The organism is Proteus penneri (assembly GCF_022369495.1).
Taxonomy (GTDB): Bacteria; Pseudomonadota; Gammaproteobacteria; order Enterobacterales; family Enterobacteriaceae; genus Proteus; species Proteus penneri.
Map to the genome: position 1 here is coordinate 3868626 of NZ_CP059690.1, position 23014 is coordinate 3891639.

General features: G+C 38.8%; 18 protein-coding genes, 1 tRNA gene and 1 pseudogene. 6 read left to right on the forward strand and 14 right to left on the reverse strand.

The window, feature by feature from the left end; genetic code table 11:
* Positions 1-224: 224 nt before the first annotated feature.
* From H1225_RS17565 to argF, 5 genes are all read right to left on the reverse strand, one after another.
* Positions 225-611: a RidA family protein gene (locus H1225_RS17565; protein WP_006535650.1), complete on the reverse strand. Its 387-nt coding sequence runs from the start codon at positions 609-611 to the stop codon at positions 225-227.
* Positions 612-937: 326 nt separating this feature from the next.
* Complete coding sequence (pyrI, locus tag H1225_RS17570) at positions 938-1396, reverse strand: aspartate carbamoyltransferase regulatory subunit (protein WP_006535648.1); 459 nt, start codon at positions 1394-1396, stop codon at positions 938-940.
* A gap of 13 nt (positions 1397-1409) precedes the next feature.
* Positions 1410-2345 carry an aspartate carbamoyltransferase gene (gene pyrB / locus H1225_RS17575; protein ID WP_161769546.1) on the reverse strand — a complete coding sequence of 312 codons (936 nt, stop codon included), beginning with the start codon at positions 2343-2345 and terminating at the stop codon, positions 1410-1412.
* Positions 2345-2515 (reverse strand): hypothetical protein, encoded by a 171-nt coding sequence (locus H1225_RS17580; RefSeq protein WP_202608156.1) that lies wholly within the window; start codon positions 2513-2515, stop codon positions 2345-2347. The genes pyrB and H1225_RS17580 overlap by 1 nt, the downstream gene beginning before the upstream one ends.
* 178 nt (positions 2516-2693) lie before the next feature.
* A complete protein-coding gene (argF, locus tag H1225_RS17585) occupies positions 2694-3698 on the reverse strand; it encodes an ornithine carbamoyltransferase (protein ID WP_006535646.1) in 1005 nt (334 codons plus the stop codon).
* A gap of 184 nt (positions 3699-3882) precedes the next feature.
* On the opposite strand from argF, the gene rraB reads away from it, so the two are divergent.
* Positions 3883-4317: a ribonuclease E inhibitor RraB gene (gene rraB, locus H1225_RS17590; RefSeq protein WP_109399640.1), complete on the forward strand. Its 435-nt coding sequence runs from the start codon at positions 3883-3885 to the stop codon at positions 4315-4317.
* A 110-nt stretch (positions 4318-4427) separates the two neighbouring features.
* Here rraB and H1225_RS17595 read toward each other — a convergent pair whose 3' ends face one another.
* The 6 genes from H1225_RS17595 to pepA all read right to left on the reverse strand — a co-directional run bounded on the left by H1225_RS17595 (position 4428) and on the right by pepA (position 12088).
* A complete protein-coding gene (locus tag H1225_RS17595) occupies positions 4428-5297 on the reverse strand; it encodes a pirin family protein (RefSeq protein WP_109399639.1) in 870 nt (289 codons plus the stop codon).
* A gap of 353 nt (positions 5298-5650) precedes the next feature.
* Positions 5651-5818, reverse strand: coding sequence for a YhfL family protein (locus H1225_RS17600; protein ID WP_006535641.1), 168 nt, complete (start codon positions 5816-5818; stop codon positions 5651-5653).
* Between the two features lie 420 nt (positions 5819-6238).
* Positions 6239-6748, reverse strand: coding sequence for a GNAT family N-acetyltransferase (locus H1225_RS17605; protein ID WP_161671012.1), 510 nt, complete (start codon positions 6746-6748; stop codon positions 6239-6241).
* Positions 6749-7122: 374 nt separating this feature from the next.
* Positions 7123-10011 (reverse strand): valine--tRNA ligase, encoded by a 2889-nt coding sequence (locus tag H1225_RS17610; RefSeq protein WP_161748089.1) that lies wholly within the window; start codon positions 10009-10011, stop codon positions 7123-7125.
* 13 nt (positions 10012-10024) lie between these two features.
* Entirely contained in the window at positions 10025-10474 is a 450-nt protein-coding gene (locus H1225_RS17615; protein ID WP_006535638.1) for a DNA polymerase III subunit chi, read from the reverse strand.
* 105 nt (positions 10475-10579) lie between these two features.
* A complete protein-coding gene (pepA, locus tag H1225_RS17620; protein WP_006535637.1) occupies positions 10580-12088 on the reverse strand; it encodes a leucyl aminopeptidase in 1509 nt (502 codons plus the stop codon).
* Positions 12089-12374: 286 nt separating this feature from the next.
* Here pepA and lptF point away from each other — a divergent pair, with 286 nt between their 5' ends.
* Both lptF and lptG read left to right on the forward strand, forming a co-directional pair.
* Entirely contained in the window at positions 12375-13472 is a 1098-nt protein-coding gene (lptF, locus tag H1225_RS17625; protein WP_072064533.1) for an LPS export ABC transporter permease LptF, read from the forward strand.
* Positions 13472-14551 carry an LPS export ABC transporter permease LptG gene (gene lptG, locus H1225_RS17630; RefSeq protein ID WP_072064532.1) on the forward strand — a complete coding sequence of 360 codons (1080 nt, stop codon included), beginning with the start codon at positions 13472-13474 and terminating at the stop codon, positions 14549-14551. Before lptF ends, lptG begins: the two co-directional genes overlap by 1 nt.
* Before the next feature lie 75 nt (positions 14552-14626).
* Here the strand turns inward: lptG and ampH are convergent, their stop codons facing one another.
* Positions 14627-15856 (reverse strand): D-alanyl-D-alanine-carboxypeptidase/endopeptidase AmpH, encoded by a 1230-nt coding sequence (ampH, locus tag H1225_RS17635; RefSeq protein ID WP_072064531.1) that lies wholly within the window; start codon positions 15854-15856, stop codon positions 14627-14629.
* 1338 nt (positions 15857-17194) lie between these two features.
* On the opposite strand from ampH, the gene H1225_RS17640 reads away from it, so the two are divergent.
* The 3 genes and pseudogenes from H1225_RS17640 to H1225_RS17650 all read left to right on the forward strand — a co-directional run.
* A tRNA-Leu gene (locus H1225_RS17640) sits at positions 17195-17279 on the forward strand.
* 317 nt (positions 17280-17596) lie between these two features.
* Positions 17597-18868 (forward strand): tyrosine-type recombinase/integrase, encoded by a 1272-nt coding sequence (locus H1225_RS17645; RefSeq protein ID WP_239739327.1) that lies wholly within the window; start codon positions 17597-17599, stop codon positions 18866-18868.
* Between the two features lie 13 nt (positions 18869-18881).
* Positions 18882-19125: pseudogene (locus tag H1225_RS17650) on the forward strand (integrase); the annotation flags it as partial.
* A 46-nt stretch (positions 19126-19171) separates the two neighbouring features.
* Here the strand turns inward: H1225_RS17650 and H1225_RS17655 are convergent.
* Positions 19172-19690 (reverse strand): uracil-DNA glycosylase family protein, encoded by a 519-nt coding sequence (locus tag H1225_RS17655; protein ID WP_239739328.1) that lies wholly within the window; start codon positions 19688-19690, stop codon positions 19172-19174.
* Between the two features lie 162 nt (positions 19691-19852).
* Complete coding sequence (locus tag H1225_RS17660; protein ID WP_239739330.1) at positions 19853-22975, reverse strand: HsdR family type I site-specific deoxyribonuclease; 3123 nt, start codon at positions 22973-22975, stop codon at positions 19853-19855.
* Positions 22976-23014: the final 39 nt, after the last annotated feature.

The following is a 23014-nucleotide window of genomic DNA, read 5'->3' on the forward strand; positions in this document are numbered from 1 at the left end:
TATTAAAGCACAATATATAGTTATTGGCAGGAAAATAATCTTCATTAAAACTGATCTACATCAAGGTATTTTTGCTACATCAGGCATCAAGAGGGATTGGCAGAATTGTAAATATGCGCCAAAAACAGAAGTGATAAATTATTCATCAAAAAGTGAGAACATAAAAAAAGCAAAGTGCTCATAAAGAGACCTTTGCTTTTTTATGGCTTGCTATTGAGACGAAATTAACGGATAGCGATAACTTCGATTTCTACTTTTGCATCTTTTGGTAAACGTGCAACTTCAACACAAGAGCGAGCAGGGAATGCAGCGTTATGCTCTTTGAAGAATGCTTCATAAGCAGCGTTGATTGTACCAAAATCATTTAAATCTTTTACGAAAACAGTTGTTTTGATGATATTAGCAACAGTTAAACCTGCTTTTTCGATGATTGCTTTTACGTTTTCTAAAGATTGACGAGCTTGTTCTGCTGCATTATCAGAAACAAACTCACCGGTCGCAGGATCAACAGGTAATTGACCTGAAGTGATCACTAAATTACCTAAATCAACGCCTTGTACATAAGGGCCAATTGCTGCAGGGGCTTTATCGGTATTAATTTCGTAAGACATGTAGAACTCCTGTTTTTTATAAGATTAAGACTAACGCTTGATTAGCACGGCGCTATTATAGCCAGTGCTGTAAGTTAGCAATATGACAGATATCAGGCTTTATCATAAAGTCTGTAAGTATAAAAAGAAAATGAACATAGAGCTGAATTACGGTTTAGCGCTAGTTTTAGCCCATAAAAATACTAAAGCTATAGTAATATTTTTTATAAAAAAGAGGAAATAGACTATTTCCATTTTTACTAAAAATAGTCTTGAGGCTTTTAAGAGATAATTATTCTTTTTTTTATAAAAAACTATCTGCCCTTGCGAGCAGATAGTTAAAAGAATTAACGAATAACCGCGTGGCGTTCGAATTCTTTTTCACAGTACTTGCAGGTTAATACAACATCTGAGGCCAGTTTTTTGACTCGGAAACTACTTTGTACTGGCTCGTTATGGCTAATACAGTTGCTATTAGGACAAGGCACCACATCTTCAAGTAATTCTGGCAAGCTTAATGCCATCTTATTAACGACTTGATAATCATCGATAATATTGACCGTTGCTTGAGGTGCATACATGGCTAAACGGTTTGCTTGCTCAGAGGTTAAAAAGACATTTTCGATTTTAATTAAGTCTTTCTTACCTAAATTTTCTGAAGGTAAATTAAAACCTACTGTTATTCTTTCGTCCGTTTCTGTTAAGCGAAACAGCGAAAGAATTTTAAAGCCCACCTGCGCTGGAATATGATCAATAACAGTCCCACGTTTGATAGCTTCAACTTTTAGTTTGTGATCATGTGTCATGGTGTGCTCCTTATTAAAGAACTAAGTTTTTATTTAGAACTAAGGCAAGTAATGCCTGACGTGCGTAGATACCGTTGCCTGCTTGTTGGAAATAATAAGCGTAAGGTGTTTTATCGACATCTGTCGTAATTTCATCAATACGTGGCAGTGGATGTAGGATCTTGAGGTTGTCTTTAACATTCACTAAATCTGCGCTAGTTAAAACAAATTGTGCTTTTACATTCGCGTATTCAGAGGGATCTAAACGCTCTTTCTGTACGCGTGTCATGTAGAGAATATCCAGCTCTGGCATCACTTCATCTAAGGTTTCATGCTGGCTATATTCAACGCCATTTTCTTCCAGTAAATGAAGAATATGCTCTGGCATCGCAAGTACTTTAGGGGCGATAAAATAGAGATGATTACCTTTAAATTTCGCTAATGCTTGTGCCAGAGAATGCACAGTTCGACCATATTTTAAGTCACCGACCATCGCGATATTGAGATTATCTAAACGGCCTTGTGTTTCTTGAATGGTAAACAAATCCAGCAAAGTCTGTGTTGGATGTTGGTTTGCGCCATCACCTGCATTGAGTACCGGAATATCGCCAGCAAACTCAGAAGCTAATCGCGCTGCGCCTTCTTGAGGATGGCGAATCACAATGGCGTCAACATAAGTACGAAGAACTGAGATGGTATCTGCCAATGTTTCACCTTTTTTACCCAGTGACGTGTTGCTTCCATCTGAAAAACCAACAACTGATGCGCCGAGGCGCTGGATAGCTGTCTCAAATGATAAGCGAGTGCGTGTTGATGCTTCAAAAAAGCAGCTCGCAATCACTTTGTCTTTCAACAATTCGTTATTAGGTTGCTGTTTTAGTTTGTTAGCAACGTGAAGAACAGACTCCAAATCTTCCCTGTCCAGATCATTGATGGAGATAATATGCTTTTGGTAGAGCGGATTAGTCATTAGAGTTCTCCTTTAGCGATGAATTGTGCGATGAGTGGTTTTTTATAGGCCAAAAAAAACCCCTCAATAAGAGGGGTTTTAAAAAATTGAATTATTGGAAAAAAGAGAATGCGCTTGCGACCAGTTAAGGTGCTTTTTTTTGTTACGAATTGGAATAGGCGCTGTTTCATCTTTCCTCCTGACAAATTGTGGCGCATTATACGCATCTTAGTGTTGTGCGCAAGCGTTTGCTTTTGCTTTTTACAAAAAAAATTTTTTTAATTTAAAAATCAATAAGCTTGAGGTAAAACGAAGAAAACACCTATTTTTTCATCAATAAAAAATAGGTGTTTTGCATGATTATGTATTTTAGAACGGATTGGCAAGGGTCGCTACCATCACGGCTTTTATGGTGTGAAGGCGATTTTCTGCTTCATCAAACACAATACTGTGTTTTGATTCAAAAACCTCATCAGTGACTTCAAAACCACCATATAAATTAAACTCTTTAGCTAATGTTTTACCCATTGTGGTTTCTTCATCATGAAAAGCGGGTAAACAGTGAAGGAATTTAACGTCTGGATTGCCTGTTAATTTAATTACATCCATATTAACCTGATAAGGCTTCAGTAACGCAATACGCTCTTTCCAAACTTCTTTTGGTTCACCCATAGAGACCCATACATCGGTGTAAAGAAAATCAGCATTTTCGACACCTTCAGCCACATTTTCAGTGAGTGTGATTTTTCCACCATTTTTCTTGGCAATGTCTTGGCATTGAGCCACTAAACTTGCTTCAGGCCAACATGCTTTAGGTGCAACTAAACGTAAATCCATACCAGTTAATGCTGCCGCTTCTAGCATGGTATTTCCCATATTATTACGAGCGTCACCAAGGTAAGCAAAGACTGTTTCTGATAATGGTTTAGTTTGGTGTTCAGTGATAGTTAATAAATCTGCTAATAACTGTGTTGGGTGAAATTCATTGGTTAAACCATTCCAAACAGGTACACTTGCATAGTGTGCAAGTGCATCTACCGTTTTTTGTCCGTAACCCCTGTACTGAATACCATCATACATACGCCCTAATACTCGAGCGGTATCTTTTATCGATTCTTTATGCCCAATTTGGCTTCCGCCGCCTAAATAAGTCACTCTTGCACCTTGATCAAATGCAGCAACTTCAAATGCACAACGGGTACGTGTTGAGTCTTTTTCAAAAATCAGTGCGATATTTTTTCCAGTAAGATATTGAGTTTCTTTGCCTGATTTTTTGGCTTTTTTCAATTGTGCTGACAATGCCAGCAATTGCTGAATTTCTGCAGGTGAAAAATCAAGTAAACGTAAGAATGATTTTTGATAAAAAGGGTTCATAGAGTGATATCCTGTCGTTGAATTTATATTCAATTTATATCAATAAATATTCACCATCAACCCCTAAAGGAAAACTTTTAATTTAAACAGTATGCGATAAGGGCATCATATTAAGTATGGAGTGTTGATCCTGCCTGTGGGAGAATGAACAAGATACCTTTTCAGACTATTGCGGAGCATGATTATGGCGGACAGCAAAGAGTTAGCAGAACAACGTGAAGAAACACGTCTTATTATTGAAGAATTACTGGAAGATGGCAGTGATCCTGATGCACTGTATGCCATTGAGCACCATATTTCTTGTGAAAATTTTGAAACACTAGAAAAAGCAGCTGTTGAAGTTTTTAAATTAGGTTACGAAGTGACAGAGCCTGAGGAAATCGAAGTCGAATCAGGTGAGATCTTATTTTGCTTTGATGCTGTGAGTGAAAGTGGTTTGAATGCTGAACTTATTGATGCTCAAGTTGAGCAATTAATGAATTTAGCTGAAAAAATGGGTGTCTATTACGATGGTTGGGGGACTTATTTTGAAGATCCTGACGCAGAGTATGATGATGAAGACAGTGACGACGAAGACGGCGAAGAAGAAGAGTCTGATAAGTCATCACGCTTACATTAATTTTTGCTAAATGTTGTCCCTTTGTACCTGATTTATCAGTGCAAAATAATAGTACCAGCCACAAAATCGTTACTTTGTGACTGGTACTATTGGTTTTAAGGGGAGAGCTATTAATCCATCACACCAAATTTGCCATTGTCATAATCATCAAAAGCCTGTTGTAACTCTTCTGGCGTGTTCATTACAAAAGGCCCTTGTCCTGCAATAGGCTCATTAATGGGCTCACCAGTTAGAATTAAAACAATGGTGTCACCCATTGATTCTAATGTCAGTGTATCGCCATGATTATCTAACATCACCATATCGTGTTGACGTGCAATTTCACTGTCATTGATATGTACAGCACCTCTCACCACAAACAGCATTGCATTATGGCCTTCAGGAATACTGTGATGTGAAACACCCGCGCGATTTAAACGCAGATCCCACACATTTAGCGGTGAGTAGGTCATTGCCACACCTTGTGTATTGGCATAATCACCCGCAATCACTCTGACATAGCCTTGGCTATTAGGTAATTCAACATGAGGGATATCCTCTGCTTTCAGCGCCTGATAACGAGGCTCTGTCATTTTGTATGCTGTCGGCAGGTTTACCCAAAGTTGCACCATTTCTAATACGCCACCCTCTTTGGTCATTTTTTCAGAGTGATATTCTTTATGCAAAATACCAGAAGCAGCGGTCATCCATTGCACATCACCTGCGGTAATAGTTCCTGCATGGCCTTTAGAGTCATGATGAGAAACCTCACCTTGATAAGCGATTGTCACAGTTTCAAACCCACGATGAGGATGCGCGCCTACACCACGGGCATTGGTAACAGGTTTAAACAGTGTTGGTTCAGCATAATCCATCAGCAGAAACGGGCTATGTTTCTCACCATTTTCCTGATAGGAAAATAAGGTGCTGACTGGAAAGCCATTGCCTACCCAGTGTGAATTTGGCGCCGAATAAATATGATTAATCTGTCTGATAGTCATGATTGTTCTCCAAGTTTAGGAAAGAAACCGCAATAACCAAGACACAGAAGGAGGTAATACAGATTATTGCGATTTCTTAATGAAGCTGATCATAAAGTGTTCGCGATATGAACAAAATAGGGGGATTTTGTTGATGGTGTTCAAAAAAAATGAATAACTTGAGTGGATAAAAATAAAAGATCTGTAATAAAGAAAATAGAAACAATAAATAGGTTATATTTGAATAATTGAGTAAGGATATTTTAATTGAATAAATTTAATTATTGTTTTTTCTATTAAATAGAAAAAACTACATTCTTTCTTAGCAACAATAAGCCAGAATGTAGTTTATTAATACGATTGTTTCTCAAACTTTATTTATTTGTGTCGCCACAACCACCAATAATTTTAGAAACAGAAACGGCTGGGTGCAGTAAGTAGTCATAGTTACAGTCTTTTTCTTTATTGTATACGCTACCAGTACAACCAGTCATTACAGTAATGACAGAAGCAATAAGTGCAATTTTAACAAAGTTTTTCATCAAAAATTCCTTTTAAATTTTAGAGTTATAAAAGCCAACACATGACTTTATCTGTATAAAGATATTAAATTAGCTATAAATAGCAATATAAAAAAATCTTTTTTTTAAAATATAAAACAAGATAAATAATATTTTATTTAAGAGGGGGGATCTAATTATCTAGAGTAAAATGGAAAATAATTTAAACTTGTGAGTTTTAATAATATTTAAGATAAAAAATTCATTAATAATTTTTTAATGATATTTAATTAAGAAACTAATTATGAAAACAAACATAGAAATATACTGTGTTTATACCATTTTGATGAATAGAATTTGTGCTAATAGATGCTATTGGGGCTAATAAAAACCCGCATAAGAAATACGGGTAAAGTAGAGCTTATTTTATTTATGGTATGGCGTAGGGAACAGCAAGAACGCTTAAAGTGGCTTCACCATACGGATCTCACAATCACTATGTCCAGTGTTACCTAATGCTTCATCAATAAATTCGAATCCTAGTTTTTCGTATAAACCGACAGCCGCTTTTAAGATATCTGTGGTTTCTAAATAGCAGCGGCTAAAGCCTTGCTCTTTACCAAATTCAAGAGATTGCAGAACGATTTTTTTCGCAATACCTTTGCCGCGCAGCTTGGATGAAAGATACATTTTTTGTAATTCACAAGTATTGCCATCACCACCAGCAAGTGGTGCGACACCGCCACCGCCAACAATTTCTCCATCCATTTCTACCACCCAGTAAGCACTGCGCGGTTGATGATAAACTTCATAGAGAGTATCTAAAATCGGATCGGCAACCGCAAAGCCTTTATCAGCAGTTAAACCATGCTCCGCAGAGACTTCACGAATAACGCGTGCAATACCTGCGTTGTCTTTTTCTTCAATAGCTCGGATAACAATATTTGGGGTTATAGTTTGGATTGCAGTCATAGTTGCACTCATCGTTTCACTTATTAGTAGAATATTTTTTGATTATTTATTGAGAGAGCACCGGAAAGGAACTTCTTCATTGAAAGTAGCGCGGATGGCTACAAAAACTATCTTAATTGATTAAGCGTGTTTGTAAACCGTAAACCTTTTTTCTTTGCTTACTTACCCTCTTTATTGCTAGCGTTATATTTTAGTGGGTGATTAAATTTAAGAGAAAATAAGTAATAGAAAGACATATTAACGAGAATAGAACCGAGAATAATAAGAAATAAAGTGAAAAATGGTTTTATTTTTTGACTGAAAGAAACTAAGTAAAAACCCGCGATAAACGCGGGTTTTCATTATCAATCTCTGTGACTTTAAAGCGATAGTGCTTATAAAGAGGCGATAGAGACTTTCTGTGCAATGAGCTTTTCTTTTGCGCTTAGACATGTCGCTAAGCGTTCACGCTCTTTAGCAACAACTGCTTCTGGTGCACGGCTAACAAAGCCATCGTTAGATAATTTGCTGTCTAAAGTTGTGATATCTTTCTCTACTTTTTCAATCTCTTTATCTAAACGTGCAAGCTCTGCATCTTTATCGATAAAGCCAGCCATTGGGATCAGCAATTCTGCACCGCTAACCAGTTTAGTCACTGATAATGGTGCTTCTTCACCTTCTGCTAATGGACGAATATCAGCTAAACGACCCATAGCTTTTAAGAAACCAATATTGTCACTAACACGGCGTTTAGCATTGTCATCAGCGCCACGTAAGATAACGTCAAGTGGTTTACCTGGTGCAATATTCATTTCAGCACGGATATTACGAACGGCAACAATCACTTCTTTGATCCACTCAAGATCGTTAAGTGCTTGTTCATCCACCAGCGAAGCATCAAACTCAGGGAAAGCTTGTAGCATGATGGTTTCACCTTCAATGCCTTTCACTTCCTTCACTCGTTGCCAGATGGTTTCTGTGATAAATGGAATGATTGGATGAGCAAGACGCAGTAAGCCTTCTAACACTTCAATCAGAGTATGACGAGCTGCGCGTTTTTGTGCATCATTACCTTTGTGTACTGCAGGTTTTGATAGCTCCAGATACCAGTCACAGAATTGGTTCCAAGTGAACTCATATAAAATACCGGCAGCGATATCGAAACGATAGTTGTCTAATGCTTCACGATAGGCTTTAACGGTATTGTTAAATTCAGCTAAGATCCAATGGTCAGCGAGTGAGAATGTCATTTCGCCACCTTGGTAACCACAATCTTGCTCTTCAGTATTCATCAGAACAAAGCGGCTTGCGTTCCACAGCTTGTTACAGAAGTTACGGTAACCAGATAGACGTTTCATATCCCAGTTAATATCGCGACCTGTTGACGCTAATGCGGCTAAGGTAAAGCGCAGCGCATCTGTACCGTGTGCTTCAATCCCTTCTGGGAACTCTTTGCGAGTACGTTTAGCAATTTTTTCAGCCATTTGTGGCTGCATCATATTACCAGTACGTTTTTCTAACAGGTTCTCTAATGAAATACCGTCGATCATATCCAGAGGATCAAGCACGTTACCTTTGGATTTTGACATCTTCTGGCCTTCTTCATCACGAATAAGACCTGTCATATAAACCGTATTAAATGGAACTTGCGGTTTACCGTCTTCGTCTTTGATAAAGTGCATGGTCATCATGATCATGCGAGCGATCCAGAAGAATATAATATCGAATCCACTGACTAAGACATTCGTTGGATGGAATGTTTTCAGTGCTTCAGTATTTTCAGGCCAGCCTAATGTTGAGAATGTCCATAGTGCAGATGAGAACCATGTATCCAATACGTCATCATCTTGGCGTAATGCCACATCAGCGGCGATATTGTTTTCACGACGAACTTCTTCTTCGTCACGACCGACATAGACATTACCTTCATTGTCGTACCAAGCAGGGATACGGTGACCCCACCACAGTTGACGAGAAATACACCAATCTTGGATATCATTCATCCATGAGAAGTACATATTTTCGTACTGTTTTGGTACAAATTGGATATCGCCATTTTTAACGGCTTCAACTGCGGGTTTCGCTAAAGGTGCTGTGCGAACATACCATTGGTCTGTTAATAAAGGCTCGATAACCACGCCACCACGGTCGCCGTAAGGTACGGTTAAATCGTGAGGCTTGATCTCTTCTAGTAAACCTAGACGTTCAAATTCAGCGACAATTGCTTTGCGGGCAGCAAAGCGTTCCATACCTTGGTAGGCTGCTGGAATTTCAGTGCTGTAAATATCAGACTCAACACCATTAGTATCTAATACTTCTGCACTCACACGGATATTGCCGTCAAAATCCATGATATTAATCATTGGTAATTGATGACGACGTCCAACTTCATAGTCATTAAAGTCGTGAGCAGGGGTGATTTTTACGCAACCGGTACCTTTTTCCATATCCGCGTGTTCGTCCGCTAAAATAGGAATACGACGGTTAACGATTGGTAGAATAATTTCTTTACCAATTAAATCTTTATAGCGAGGATCTTCTGGGTTAACCGCAACACCAGTATCACCTAACATGGTTTCAGGACGTGTTGTTGCAACAATCAGGTAATCTTTACCTTCTGCTGTTTTTGCCCCATCCGCTAAAGGATAACGCAGATGCCACATAGATCCTTTAACTTCACGGTTTTCGACTTCAAGATCAGAAATCGCTGTGTGTAATTTAGGGTCCCAGTTAACAAGGCGTTTACCACGGTAGATAAGATCTTCTTTGTGTAAACGCACAAAAGCTTCTTTAACCGCTTTAGATAAACCCTCGTCCATGGTGAAACGTTCACGTTCCCAATCAACCGAGTTACCTAAACGACGCATTTGGTTAGAGATGTTACCGCCTGATTCGGCTTTCCATTCCCAAATTTTGTCGATAAACGCATCACGACCATAGTCATGACGAGTTTTACCTTCTTCAGCGGCAATTTTACGCTCAACGACCATTTGAGTCGCGATACCCGCATGGTCAGTCCCTGACTGCCATAAGGTGTTTTTACCTTGCATGCGCTGATAACGGATCATGGTATCCATAATGGTCTGCTGGAAAGCATGACCCATATGTAGGCTACCTGTGACGTTTGGCGGTGGGATCACGATACAGAAGCTTTCTTTTGTTGTATCGCCATTGGCTTTGAAATAGCCGTTTTTTTCCCAATGCTGATACAGAGGTTGTTCAATCTCTGCGGGGTTATAAGTTGTGTCGAGCGATGGCTCTTTCGGTGCGGATTTATTTTCCATATTCTTTACGTATTCAATAGGTTGGCGGCGTAGCCATTGTCAAAGTAAAGCCGACGCTACGATAAATTTTATATCGTTCACGCGCCAACTGTTTTAATTGTTCATCGATAGGTACAAAGTCTATCACTTCATGGAAAGCTGTGGCAAAGTCTACGAATTGAGATTGCAAATTAATCAAGAGATCACGAGGTGCATTACCACGTTTTCCAGGCCAACATAATTCAACAGGAGCGCCATAACGAGGCCCTTCACCTGCAAGATTATGAGGAACAAACTGATGAGGTTCTCTTGCCCATAATGCCTCATCAAGCAATTCAGCTTGAGCCTGAGACTCACAAACCAACAAAATACGTTTGCCTAATCGCCAATGTTCAGCGGTAAGTTGACAGGCAAGCCACTCATGAGCCTGTAAATCATCGTGTATTGATGGGTGTTCCATTAAATAAAACGTGGCGTTTTTCATGATATCCCGATAACAGAAGGGTATTGCGTTGCAATACCCTTCTTGGAGTCTGCTCTATTTACCCTAATAATAGGGTAATACCTTAACCCTGATAATTATGCGGTATTACTCGTCGCTATTCAAACCCGCGCGATTAAGTAAGAACTGAGACAGTAAAGAAACAGGACGACCTGTTGCGCCTTTGGCTTTACCAGAACGCCATGCTGTACCCGCAATATCCAAGTGAGCCCAGTTATATTTCGTCGCAAAACGCGCTAAGAAACAACCGGCAGTAATTGCGCCACCTAAACGGCCACCTGTATTTGCTAAGTCAGCAAAATTAGATTCGATTTGTTCATAGAACTCATCGCCTAATGGTAGACGCCAAGCGCGGTCACCCGCTTGCTCTGATGCATTCATTAACTCATGTGCTAATGGATTATGGTTAGACATTAATCCGCTATAGTGATGCCCTAAAGCCACCATACATGCACCTGTTAATGTTGCGATATCAACAACTAACTCAGGCTCAAAGCGCTCAACATAAGTTAACGTATCACATAATACTAAGCGACCTTCAGCATCGGTGTTTAATACTTCAACGGTTTGGCCGGACATTGTTGTTAAGATATCACCAGGACGATAGGCTTTTCCACCCGGCATATTTTCACAGCCCGCAAGTACACCAATGACGTTAATCGGTAACTGGAGTTCAGCAACAACACGCATCACACCATAAACCGTTGCAGCACCACACATGTCATATTTCATCTCATCCATGCCATCAGCAGGTTTGATAGAAATACCACCCGAGTCAAATGTCAGCCCTTTACCGACTAACACAATTGGGCGAGCTTCAGGATCTTTATTGCCTTTATATTCGATAATCGACATTAAAGATTCATTTTGAGAGCCTTGTCCTACCGCAAGGTAAGCATTCATATTGAGCTCTTTCATTTGCTCTTCGCCAATAACACGCGTAGAAACATTTGAAGAGGAGTCTGCTAATTGACGCGCTTGAGAAGCTAAATAAGCAGCATTACAGATATTTGGTGGCATGTTTGCTAAATCTTTACATGCTTTAATGCCTGATGCGATAGCTAAGCCATGAGCAATGGCTCGCTCACCACTAGGTAGTTCACGGCGAGTAGGAACATTAAAGACCATCTTACGTAATGGGCGACGTAATTCTGTCTTATTGCTCTTTAGTTGATCAAAGGTATAGAGGCAGTCTTTTGCAGTCTCAACCGCTTGACGTACTTTCCAGTAATTATTACGACCTTTAACATGTAACTCAGTCAGAAAGCATACGGCTTCCATGGAGCCAGTCTCATTGAGCGTGTTAATGGTTTTTTGAATGATCTGTTTATACTGACGTTCATCCAATTCACGCTCTTTACCACAACCAATCAGTAAAACGCGCTCAGAGAGAACATTAGGTACATGATGTAACAGCAGTGATTGTCCAACTTTGCCTTCCAGCTCACCTCGGCGTAATAAGGCGCTGATATAGCCATCACTGATTTTATCAAGTTGCTCCGCGATCGGAGATAAACGACGAGGCTCAAACACCCCCACGATAATACAAGCGCTGCGTTGTTTCTCTGGGCTGCCGCTTTTTACATTAAACTCCATGCGTTCTCCTGAATATTAAAGACAAAAACGGAAAGTATCGTTTAGAATAGTGATCCGCATTAATCTACCCCATAGAAAGTTTACTTTTTATGTTAAGCTAAATGCATTAATTGAACACAACTAATTTAGCTAACTTATAAGCTTGTTCTTATTGGGAACCTGTTTATAGCATGTTTTGATATCATTTGGGCTGCAAGAATGTCTAACTGAGATGCACAAATGATAGATATACAACGAAGTTAGCGATTTTCCTGCAAAAAGACAAGTTTTCACAGGCATAACTAGCGTGATTATAATTCGATATTTAGCTCGGGAAACCCTTAAAAGCCAGATAGCCATCTTATTTATTTTGATGCTTATCTTTTTTAGCCAGAAACTGGTTGAAATTTTAGGGGCTGCTGTTGAAGGTAATATTCCTACAAACCTCGTGGTTTCTCTGCTGTGGCTGGGAATTCCTGAGATGGCACAGCTTATTCTTCCATTAAGCCTTTTTCTTGGGCTTCTGATGACTTACAGCAAACTTTATGTTGAAAGTGAGATAACCGTCATGAATGCGTGCGGAATAGGTAAGAAAGCATTAGTGCAAGCGGCACTGTTGCTCTCATTACTGACCAGCGCATTAGCTGCAGGAAATGTCATTTGGCTTATTCCTTGGTCTTCGGTGCATCAAGAGCAAGTCCTTGAGGATGCTAAAGCAAACCCAAGTTTAGCCGCGTTGATGGAAGGGCAATTTAAAATGTCCAGTGACCGCAATATGGTACTCTATCTTGGTAGTGTAAAAGGAAACCAATTCCAAGATGTGTTCCTTGCACAATTGCGTCCAACGCAAGATCAGCGTCCTTCTGTTGTAGTGGCAGATAAAGGCTATACCAAAGAATTACCTAACGGGAATCAGATAGTCGTATTGAGTGAGGGGACTCGCTATGAAGGTACGGCAGTACTACGTGATTTTCGTATTACCGATTTTAATGACTACCAAGCGGTAATTGGCCATCGAGAATCTACGATTAATCGCAATCGCGTAGAACAAAAGACAATGTCTGAGCTTTGGCATTCTAATGAAACAGAATCTATTGCTGAATTCCATTGGCGCTTAACTTTGATTTTCTCTGTTGTCATTATGGCGGTGATGGTCGTGCCTTTAAGTGAAGTTAACCCACGCCAAGGTCGCGTATTAAGTATGTTACCCGCAATGTTGCTTTATCTGGTCTTTTTCTTATTACAAAGTTCGCTACATTCTAATGGCGAAAAAGGAAAAGTTGACCCTCTCATTGCGATGTGGAGTGTTAATGGCGTTTATCTTGCCTTGGCAATCTTATTGAATGTTTGGGATACCTTGCCTATGCGTAAATTCCGAGCTCGCTTTAAGAAAGGAGTTGCCTGATGTTTGGTGTATTAGATAGATATATCGGGCGTACTATTTTACAGTCGATTTTGATGACACTATTTTTGCTGGTTTCTCTATCTGGCATTATCAAATTTGTCGATCAACTCCGTAAAGTAGGGCAAGGGGATTTCACCACACTTGATGCGGGTATTTATGCGATCTTAAATATCCTTAAAGATGTGCAGATCTTCTTCCCCATGGCTGCGTTACTCGGTGCATTATTAGGGTTAGGCGCATTGGCAACACGTAGTGAGCTGGTGGTGATGCAGGCATCTGGTTTTACACGTTTGCAAATCGCAGGTTCTGTGATGAAAACCGCTATTCCATTAGTACTGTTGACAGTCCTGATTGGCGAATGGGGAGCACCACAAGGTGAACAATATGCACGTAACTATCGTGCTGAAAAAATCATGGGTAACTCTTTAGTTTCTACTAACCGTGGTATGTGGGCTAAAGATGGCAACCAATTTATTCATATCAACCGAATAAAGAGCCAAAATGAGATGCAAGGCATCACGCTCTATGATTTTAATAATGATAGAAAACTAGAAACGGTGCGTTATGCATCAAGTGCAACCTATGATGTCGATAAAAAAACGTGGATGCTAAAACAAGTCGAACAATCAGACTTAACCAATCCACAAAAAATCACCGGTAAAAAACAGGTATCACTTGAATGGCCAACCCGATTAACGCCAGAAAAACTGAGCGTTGTGGCCTTAGATCCAGATGCATTATCGATTAGTGGACTCTATCAATATGTTAAATATCTAAAACAGAGTGGGCAAGAATCAGCAAACTATGAGCTGAATTTCTGGAAAAAAATCTTTGCGCCAGTTTCTGTTGCGGTAATGATGCTGATGGCATTGTCATTTATCTTTGGCCCATTACGCACTGTACCAATGGGATTAAGAGTTCTAACGGGTATCTCTTTTGGCTTCTTGTTTTATATCGTCAATGAAGTTTCAGGACGATTAAGTTTGGTTTATGGTATACCTGCCGTGATTGCAGCATTAGTACCAGCAATATTATTCCTAACATTGAGTCTATGGTTATTGATGAGGCGTAATCGCTAGGTAATATCCACTTCAGCCAGAAAAACAAAAAGCGCCTTAGGTAAGGCGCTTTTTTTATCGCTATCGTGTTTGCGATCACTGATAAAAATCTTTTGCTAGTGCTCGAACAAGCGCATTAGTCCCCTGAGTCACTTCACTAAATTTAGTGCCATTAGGTTTACGGGTGATCACCACAAATACACCGATATTTAATTCAGGAATGGTTGCCATATAAGTATTAAACCCGCCACCGCCGCCGGTTTTTTGGTAAATCGCCGGAATTCCATTGGCGGGAGCCATATAAACCCAACCTAAACCTACACCATCAGCACGACCCGCAACATCCATTCCTTCTATTGAAGAGAGTCGATTACGAGGGAAATAGACAGATTGCTCTTTGCTTGCCGTTGCTTTTCGCATGGCATTATGAGAAGTCAAAAAGCCTTGCATCCAACGTTGCATGTCGGCAGGCGTCGAGTACACACCACCACTTCCGGCTGCAGCAATAGTGTCAGAACATGGACTTGGTTTATATCCTATTAATAATCTTTGGCACTGTGCAGGGGTTGGCGTCAATGTTGTGTTAGTCATACCGGCAGGCTGAGTGACATATTGTTGTAAAAGTTGAGGATAACTTTTACCTGATGCTTTCACTAAGGCATCTGCTAATAAGTCATACGCTAAATTTGAATATGCAGCTTGATTACCCGCAGGCGATGTTAATGTTGCTTTTTTTAACCAGTTCCAACGGTCGCCATGAGTTGGCCAAATAAAAACAGGTCTTCCCCATTTTCCGCCAGGTTGTTCTCGTGGAAAACCACTGGTATGGCTTGCTAAATGATAAAGACGGATAGGGGATTGAGCGCTAACTAATGGGATGTCTACACCATAGTAGCTGTATTTTTGCAGTGGATCGGTGACTAATAATTTTCCATCATCTTGTAACTTTAACATCACTTCACTCGTCATCAGTTTTGTGATAGACGCGATGCGGATCAGTGAGTTCATGGATGGTGCATTACGGCTTTCAGGTGTTGTTGTCCCAAAAGAACGATTCAAGGTTTGAGAGTTATTGATCATGACAATAACCATGCCTTGAGGATGACTTTTTTGATAAATTTGTGAGGCATATTTATCAAACAGTGTTCTTGCATTGCTTACATTAGGGCTTAATGCCGTAGGCCATTGTGTTAATTCAGGCACACTGTTCTGTTGATTTAACATAGAAGGTTGTGTCGCTGGTGGTAATGACGAACGTTGGCTACACGCATTCAATGTCAGTAAAGCGACGGGGATCATAAGATATTTTAGAAAATGTTTTTTCATTTTTACTTTCAACAGAAGTCAGTGAAGTGAAAGGAATGCGATAAACATAAAATGATTTATGTTTTAAATTGGTGCCTTTCTTATCGCGCTATTTTTTCTTTATCATTTTTAATACGGCACCTAAGATAATACCAACAAATATGCCTGTAATAATCCAGCCAACAATGCCCATAACACCGCCTTCTAATCAGATTTAAACCAAATTTTGATTATATTATCAGAAATAAGAATGTCTATCAGTGCAAGAGCCAGTTATCAAAAAGTTGGCATTAAATGTGTCAAATTGTCTCTAAGAAAAAGATAGTGAAGAAAAATTGCATCATAAAAAGACATTTTCCTTATATTTATCCTCTAAAAATGAGGTAAGTATTACCGTTAAGTTACATTTTTCCTCAATTTACCCTTGTTTTTAATCATCTCATTAGCTTTCCTTTATTATTAAGTTAGGAAGTGTATATCAAGAAAATGTTAATGAATGGTATTATAATCTTGGTTGTCGATATTTTATAGTTTATTATTCTTTATTATATCTTGGTTTGATTTGTTTTTTGGGTGTTTATAAAAGTAATATAAGAGTGTGTCATATTTTGTAATAATTTACTGATTGTGGGATTGTACAATTAAACTTATTATAGCTTCATCAAGTTGAGAGACTGAGAATATAAGCGTTACAGAGCAAAGATAACACAGCGATAATAGAGTGAAGCAATAAGAAGGCATATATAAAATGAGCCTCTTCAATAATAAGTAAGTTATATATTAATAGTAATCTTTCAACACCATTATATTAAAGAATAGTACCTTCGTTATAGCAGTAAAATAGCAGTAAATAAGTACATTATATTAATAAAACATAACTACTTTCTTCCTCACACCAGGGAAGAAAAGGGCAGTGACGCTATAAAAATAACTTATAGTCATTAAAATAAAACTAAGCCCTCTATTAGCAGTACTGTCGGATCAAAACACTAACCCAAGTTTTGATCCTTTTTTTATTTATCGCTATATATTTTAAAATATATCGATTGAATAAGTTAGTTTTAATAAATTTATATTATGATGATGTAATCTTTAAAAGAAAAAAGATAAGAAAAAAAGATAAGAAAAAAGTAAAAATAAGATAACGAATAAATTCAGACACAAAACAAGTGATCTATCAATACAATATGATTAAAGCATTAACGATAGATACTCTGATGTAAACTATAAGTTGTGTTTTATGATAGCAACAAACCTTAAATGCACTTTTTTTCGCCAATCAAACTGAAAACAAACAATAATTGTTGCGAGTGTTCTTCACGCAAGTATAATGGGCGGGTTTTCCAGACACACTTCAGTGCCGGAGTGGCGAAATTGGTAGACGCAGTTGATTCAAAATCAACCGCCTTCGGGTGTGCCGGTTCGAGTCCGGCCTTCGGCACCATAAGAACATCAATGGACGTCAATGGACGTCTTTTTTTGTATCTAAAATCCAATGTTAGCAAGGCTTTTCCCACGTTTTCAGTCAATGCATGTCAATCTAACTCAACCCACATCAACCTCCGAGTGAGTATACATCTGAGTATATACATCGCTTCGATAATGAATGTATACTCATTTTACCTCGTATTACCGATGATAGTGCAATGCAGGTGAAGCCTGTGGCGTAGGCACTTAGTTGTTTATGTAACTTGAAATCATCAACAGTAATCTGAGATATCTTGTTTATATACTCACTCAGGGGTGAAGAGGACAAAGAATATGGCATTAACCGATACAAAAGTTCGTGCAGCTAAACCTGAAGAGAAAGCTTATACACTGACAGACAGTAATGGCTTGTTTCTTTATATTCACCCCAATGGTTCTAAATATTGGCGTTTCCGTTTTCGCTTTGGTGGCAAACAACATTTGATGGCTTTTGGTGTATACCCTGAAATTTCTTTAGCAGATGCAAGAGAAAGAAGGGATGCTGCCAGAAAACAAGTTGCTTTAGGCATCGATCCACGCGAACTCAAGAAAGAATTAAAGGAAGAACAACAAAAGGAATTTAATACCTTTGAGAAGGTTGCTCGCGATTGGCACGCAACGAATAAGAAGTGGTCAGAGGGGCATAGCCATCGAGTATTAAAAAGTCTTGAAGACAATATCTTTGCCTCTATAGGTAAACGTAATATTGCTGAACTGAAAACTCGTGACCTACTCGAACCGATTAAAGACGTAGAGATGTCTGGACGTCTTGAGGTGGCGGCGCGTTTACAGCAACGTGTGACTGCCATAATGCGTTATGCCGTACAAAGCGGTTTAATCGACTATAACCCAGCGCAAGATATGGCTGGCGCAGTTGCCACTGGTAAACGAGTTCATAGAGCCGCATTAGAGCTTAAACGCTTACCTGAGTTCTTACAACGCATCGATGATTATAAGGGAAGACCGTTAACTAAGCTTGCAGTCAAACTTACCTTGTTAGTCTTCATTCGTTCCAGTGAACTCCGTTTCGCTCGTTGGGATGAAATCGATTTTGAAAATGCCATGTGGACGATCCCCGCTGAAAGAGAAGCGATAGAAGGGGTTAAGCATTCACATCGCGGATCAAAAATGCGTACTACTCATTTAGTCCCTTTAAGTAGACAAACCATTGAGATCTTAAAACAGCTCTATCAATTCAGCGGCAACCATGAACTGATTTTTATTGGCGATCATAACCCTAGAAAACCTATGAGTGAAAATACGGTTAACAACGCATTACGCGTGATGGGCTATGACACTAAGACAGAAGTTTGTGGTCATGGTTTTAGAACGATGGCGTGTAGCTCGCTGATCGAGTCAGGGCTATGGTCGAAGGATGCAGTAGAAAGGCAGATGAGCCACCAAGAACGAAACTCAGTAAGAGCTGCTTATATTCATAAAGCAGAGCATATTGAGGAACGGCGACTGATGGTGCAGTGGTGGGCTGATTATCTAGATGCGAATAGGGAAAGGGAAATTTCGCCGTTTAGTTTTGCTAAGTCGGGTAATCCATTAAAGGCAATTTAAATTAGAACATTGAATTGTCGGATATAAAGGGAGGCTGACAGGGGATGTATTCCTCTATACGATGAGCACAATTTTGCATGAAAAAAGATAACTCTACATGGACTGAACTGGATATATCGATAAGTATGCGATCCGTGGCACGTATAATCATGCTCAGTATATGGATGGGCGGCAGAGAAATGATGCAGTGGTATGCGGATTATATGGATGAGTTGGAAAGGAGTTTGAGTAATGTGTTGAGTATAAAATTTAAATAACAGTAGCCATCTTTACGTCTATACGTAAAGATGGTTACTGTGTGAATTATTTTTTTATACGTTTTAGCGCTTCTTGAAAACTTTGGAAAGCTTCATCATATGAAAAGCTTCCTGAACTAGGGTGCTTCACATAACACCATTCAATTCCATTAATTTCAGGAAGTTGATCCCATAATTGGGTACCTAAAACAATGATTAATTGTGGTTTCAATTCTTGAACTACATTTAAAAATGGGCGTTTTGCTGCATTCCACATTTCTGTTGTGGGTGATATCCTTCCTGTAGCTCCAACAATATCTTGTATATAGTTATAAAAAACAACATGTTCCCATGCAGCTTTTCTTTCATCATCACTTGGCGCTATTTTAGATAAACGTAATAAGTTAGTTAAAAGCGTAAAAAATCTATTTCCTGTTGAATAGGCATTTTCATTTATAACATCTCTTGTAAATTCGTGATATTGATCTTCGTAATCACCATAATGAGATAATCCTAAGATCATAACTCTCACTTCATAGATACTATTGTTATATTTACGACCAATAAAAGGTAAAAATTTAGTCATATACTTTTCCTCAAACGTATTACTAACCTATTAGGAAGGGGTTAAATTACGGTCATAGGGGGATCGTAGACGATAAAATGTAGTACTATGTCTAATTTTATTTAGCATGATCACGAGTTTGATATTGTCAAAATCAGATGTACTAGTAAATTAGATGATATGTTATACGTTCCCCCCCACTCCTTTAAATTTCTCAATAAAAGCCACAAACTTTTGAAACACAGTTTGTTTTTTAGTTTTGTATTGAGGATTAAGCGGACTGAGTTTGGGGAGAGTCTCATTTAACGCAGTACCATTTTCAGTGGCATATTCGCGTCTTAATGAGGTACTGATATAACGTCGTGCAGCGGCTTCGTTCAAATTTTCCTCTTTGATTAACGCATCCGCTTCACGTTGTTGGACTTGTTGTGCAAAGGTATAGAACGTTTCAATGATACTTGTTTTATCTGGTATATCATCAAAGTTTGTTTGTTCGATAAAGTCAACGACTAATCCTTCTTTTGCTCGGTTGCCTAAACTGGCACGGATTAAACGTTTAATTTCTTCTTTGAGCGTCTCTTTATCGGTGTTATTTTTATTGTAGTCATAAATTAACCCTAAAATATAATCGAGGTTAATTTCCTGTGATTTCAGTAAATCCACCTCAAAAACGACATCATCCCAGTCAACGGTATTTTTGTCTTTAGCATTAGCATCGCGTTCACGACGTTGCCATTCACGGATATCATTATAACTTGAGCGATAATCTTGGATCTTGCGATCTGCGGGTAAACGTATTATTTGAAGTTCTGCGAATTTCTCATCATCCAAATAATGTTCGGTTTTAAAGGCTTCTACTGCATCAGGGTCATCAAGATTAACGGTTTGTAAGGCTTTTAATGAGGTAAATTCGTCGTAGTTTTGCAGAACATTTTCAGCACGTAAATATTCTCCAAATAGTTTGATGAAGGCTTTTTTCTCTTTCTCGGATTCAATATCAGCAGGGTTAGGGAAGCGGTTTTCTAATTCGCTTACAATATCCATAAAACCGCGTCGTGCTTCACCTGTTAAGCTGTCTGTAAAGCCTTCCATATACTCGATGTAGCTTTTTTCCATTACAACACTTTTGGTATTACTTTTTCCAAACAGAGTAATTGCATCGACGGTTGCCTGCTCTAAATCACGGAAAGTGACAATATTACCAAAGGTCTTTGTGGCATTATAAATTCGATTGGTGCGAGAAAATGCCTGCATTAATCCGTGATAGCGTAGGTTTTTGTCTACAAATAAGGTATTGAGTGTTGGTGCATCAAAGCCTGTTAAGAACATGCCGACGACTATCAGTAAGTCAATTTCTTGGTTTTTAACTCGTTTTGCAAGATCTCGGTAGTAGTTTTGAAAACTATTACCATCAGTACTAAAGTTGGTTTTGAATTCAGTATTATAATCGTCAATAGCTGACTCTAAAAACTCCCGTGAACTGCTGTTCATCGTAGTAACATCAAAACTCTCATCATTAATATCACCGATAGCATCTTGCTCCTCATTGGCAGCGAAAGAAAAGATGGTGGCCACTTTGAGTGGTTTATAATGATTATCTTGCTCAATAGCAGCCTGTTGGAGATGTTTAAAAGTCTCATAATAGGCTTTTGCTGCATCTACACTGCTAACGGCAAACATCGCATTAAATCCCTTTGCTCCAGAAAAAGCTCGATGTGTTTTTTTACGAAAGTTTTTTAGGATGTAATGAGTAATTTCACTGATCCGCATAGGGTGAAGTAGAGCATGTTTGTTTTCGGCCGCACTGAGCTTTTTCTCGTCCGTTTCGGTTTCTATCAATTTAAACTGTGGACGAACATCATTGTAATCTACCTTAAACTTCAACACTTTTTCATCACGGATCGCATCGGTGATAATGTAAGAGTGTAATTCAGTACCGAAGACACTTGCCGTATCTTCTGCTCCTAAGGCATTTTTACCCGCAAAAATCGGTGTACCCGTGAAACCGAATTGGTAAAATCGTTTGAATTTCTTTTTCAGATTCTTTTGTGCTTCACCGAACTGACTACGGTGGCATTCATCAAAAATAAAAACAACTTGCTGGTGGTAGATAGGTAAATCTGTTTCACCTTTCATCAGGTTGTTCAGTTTCTGGATCGTCGTCACAATGATTTTATTATCATTCTTTTCCAGATTACGTTTCAGCCCCGCAGTACTATCAGAACCATTAACACTATCAGGGGAAAAACGCTGATATTCTTTCATTGTTTGATAATCAAGATCTTTACGATCAACCACGAAGAACACTTTATCAATGAAGTCGAGTTCGGTCGCCAGTCGTGCAGCTTTAAAACTGGTCAGGGTTTTACCTGAACCCGTTGTATGCCAAATAAATCCACCACTATTTTTATTACTCCAACTTTTGGCTTGGTAGGCACTGTTAATTTTCCACAAAATTCGTTCAGTCGCCGCTATTTGATAAGGGCGCATAATTAGCAGGTTATTACTAATATCAAATACACTGTAATTGAATAAAATGTTTAATAATGTATTTTTTTGGAAAAAAGTTGCCGTAAAGTCTTTGAGATCTTTAATCAGGGTGTTATCTGAGCGCGCCCAGTTCATAGTAAAATCAAAACTGTTTTTATCGCGTTTTGTGGTATTAGCAAAGTAGCGGGTATCTGTGCCATTTGAGATAATGAAAACTTGCAGATATTTAAACAGGGAATTATCGGAGTTAAAGCTCTCTTTGCTGTAACGGTGTATCTGGTTAAATGCCTCTTTAATCGCTACGCCACGCTTTTTCAGCTCAATTTGTACCAATGGTAAACCGTTGATTAATACAGTGACATCATAACGATTGGCGTGTGAACCTGTTTGTTCAAATTGCTGAATAACTTGCACCTTATTATGAAGCAGGTTTTTTCTATCAACAAGGTAGATATTTTCTAGTCGACCATCATCAAAAGTAAAATCACAAATATAATCGATGTGGATCTTTCGTGTTTTATCGACAATCGTATCACTGGGATTATCGAGATATTGCTCGGTAAAGCGTCGCCATTCACTTTCTGTAAAAACAACATTATTCAGTGTTTGGAGTTGAACTCGAACATTTGCCAACATAGCTGATTGTGATGTTAAATCAGGCACAAACTCATAGCCTTGATTGCGTAAATCTTGGATCAATTCACGCTCTAACTCTGCCTCACTTTGATAGCGATCATTTGCTTCCCATTCAGTGATGTATTTATCTAGCACAATAAAGTGATTGGATTCGGCAATCGTTTTTGTTTGTTGCATCATACTGCTCCCTGCTTTCATTATTCTGTTTTTCGGTGAGCC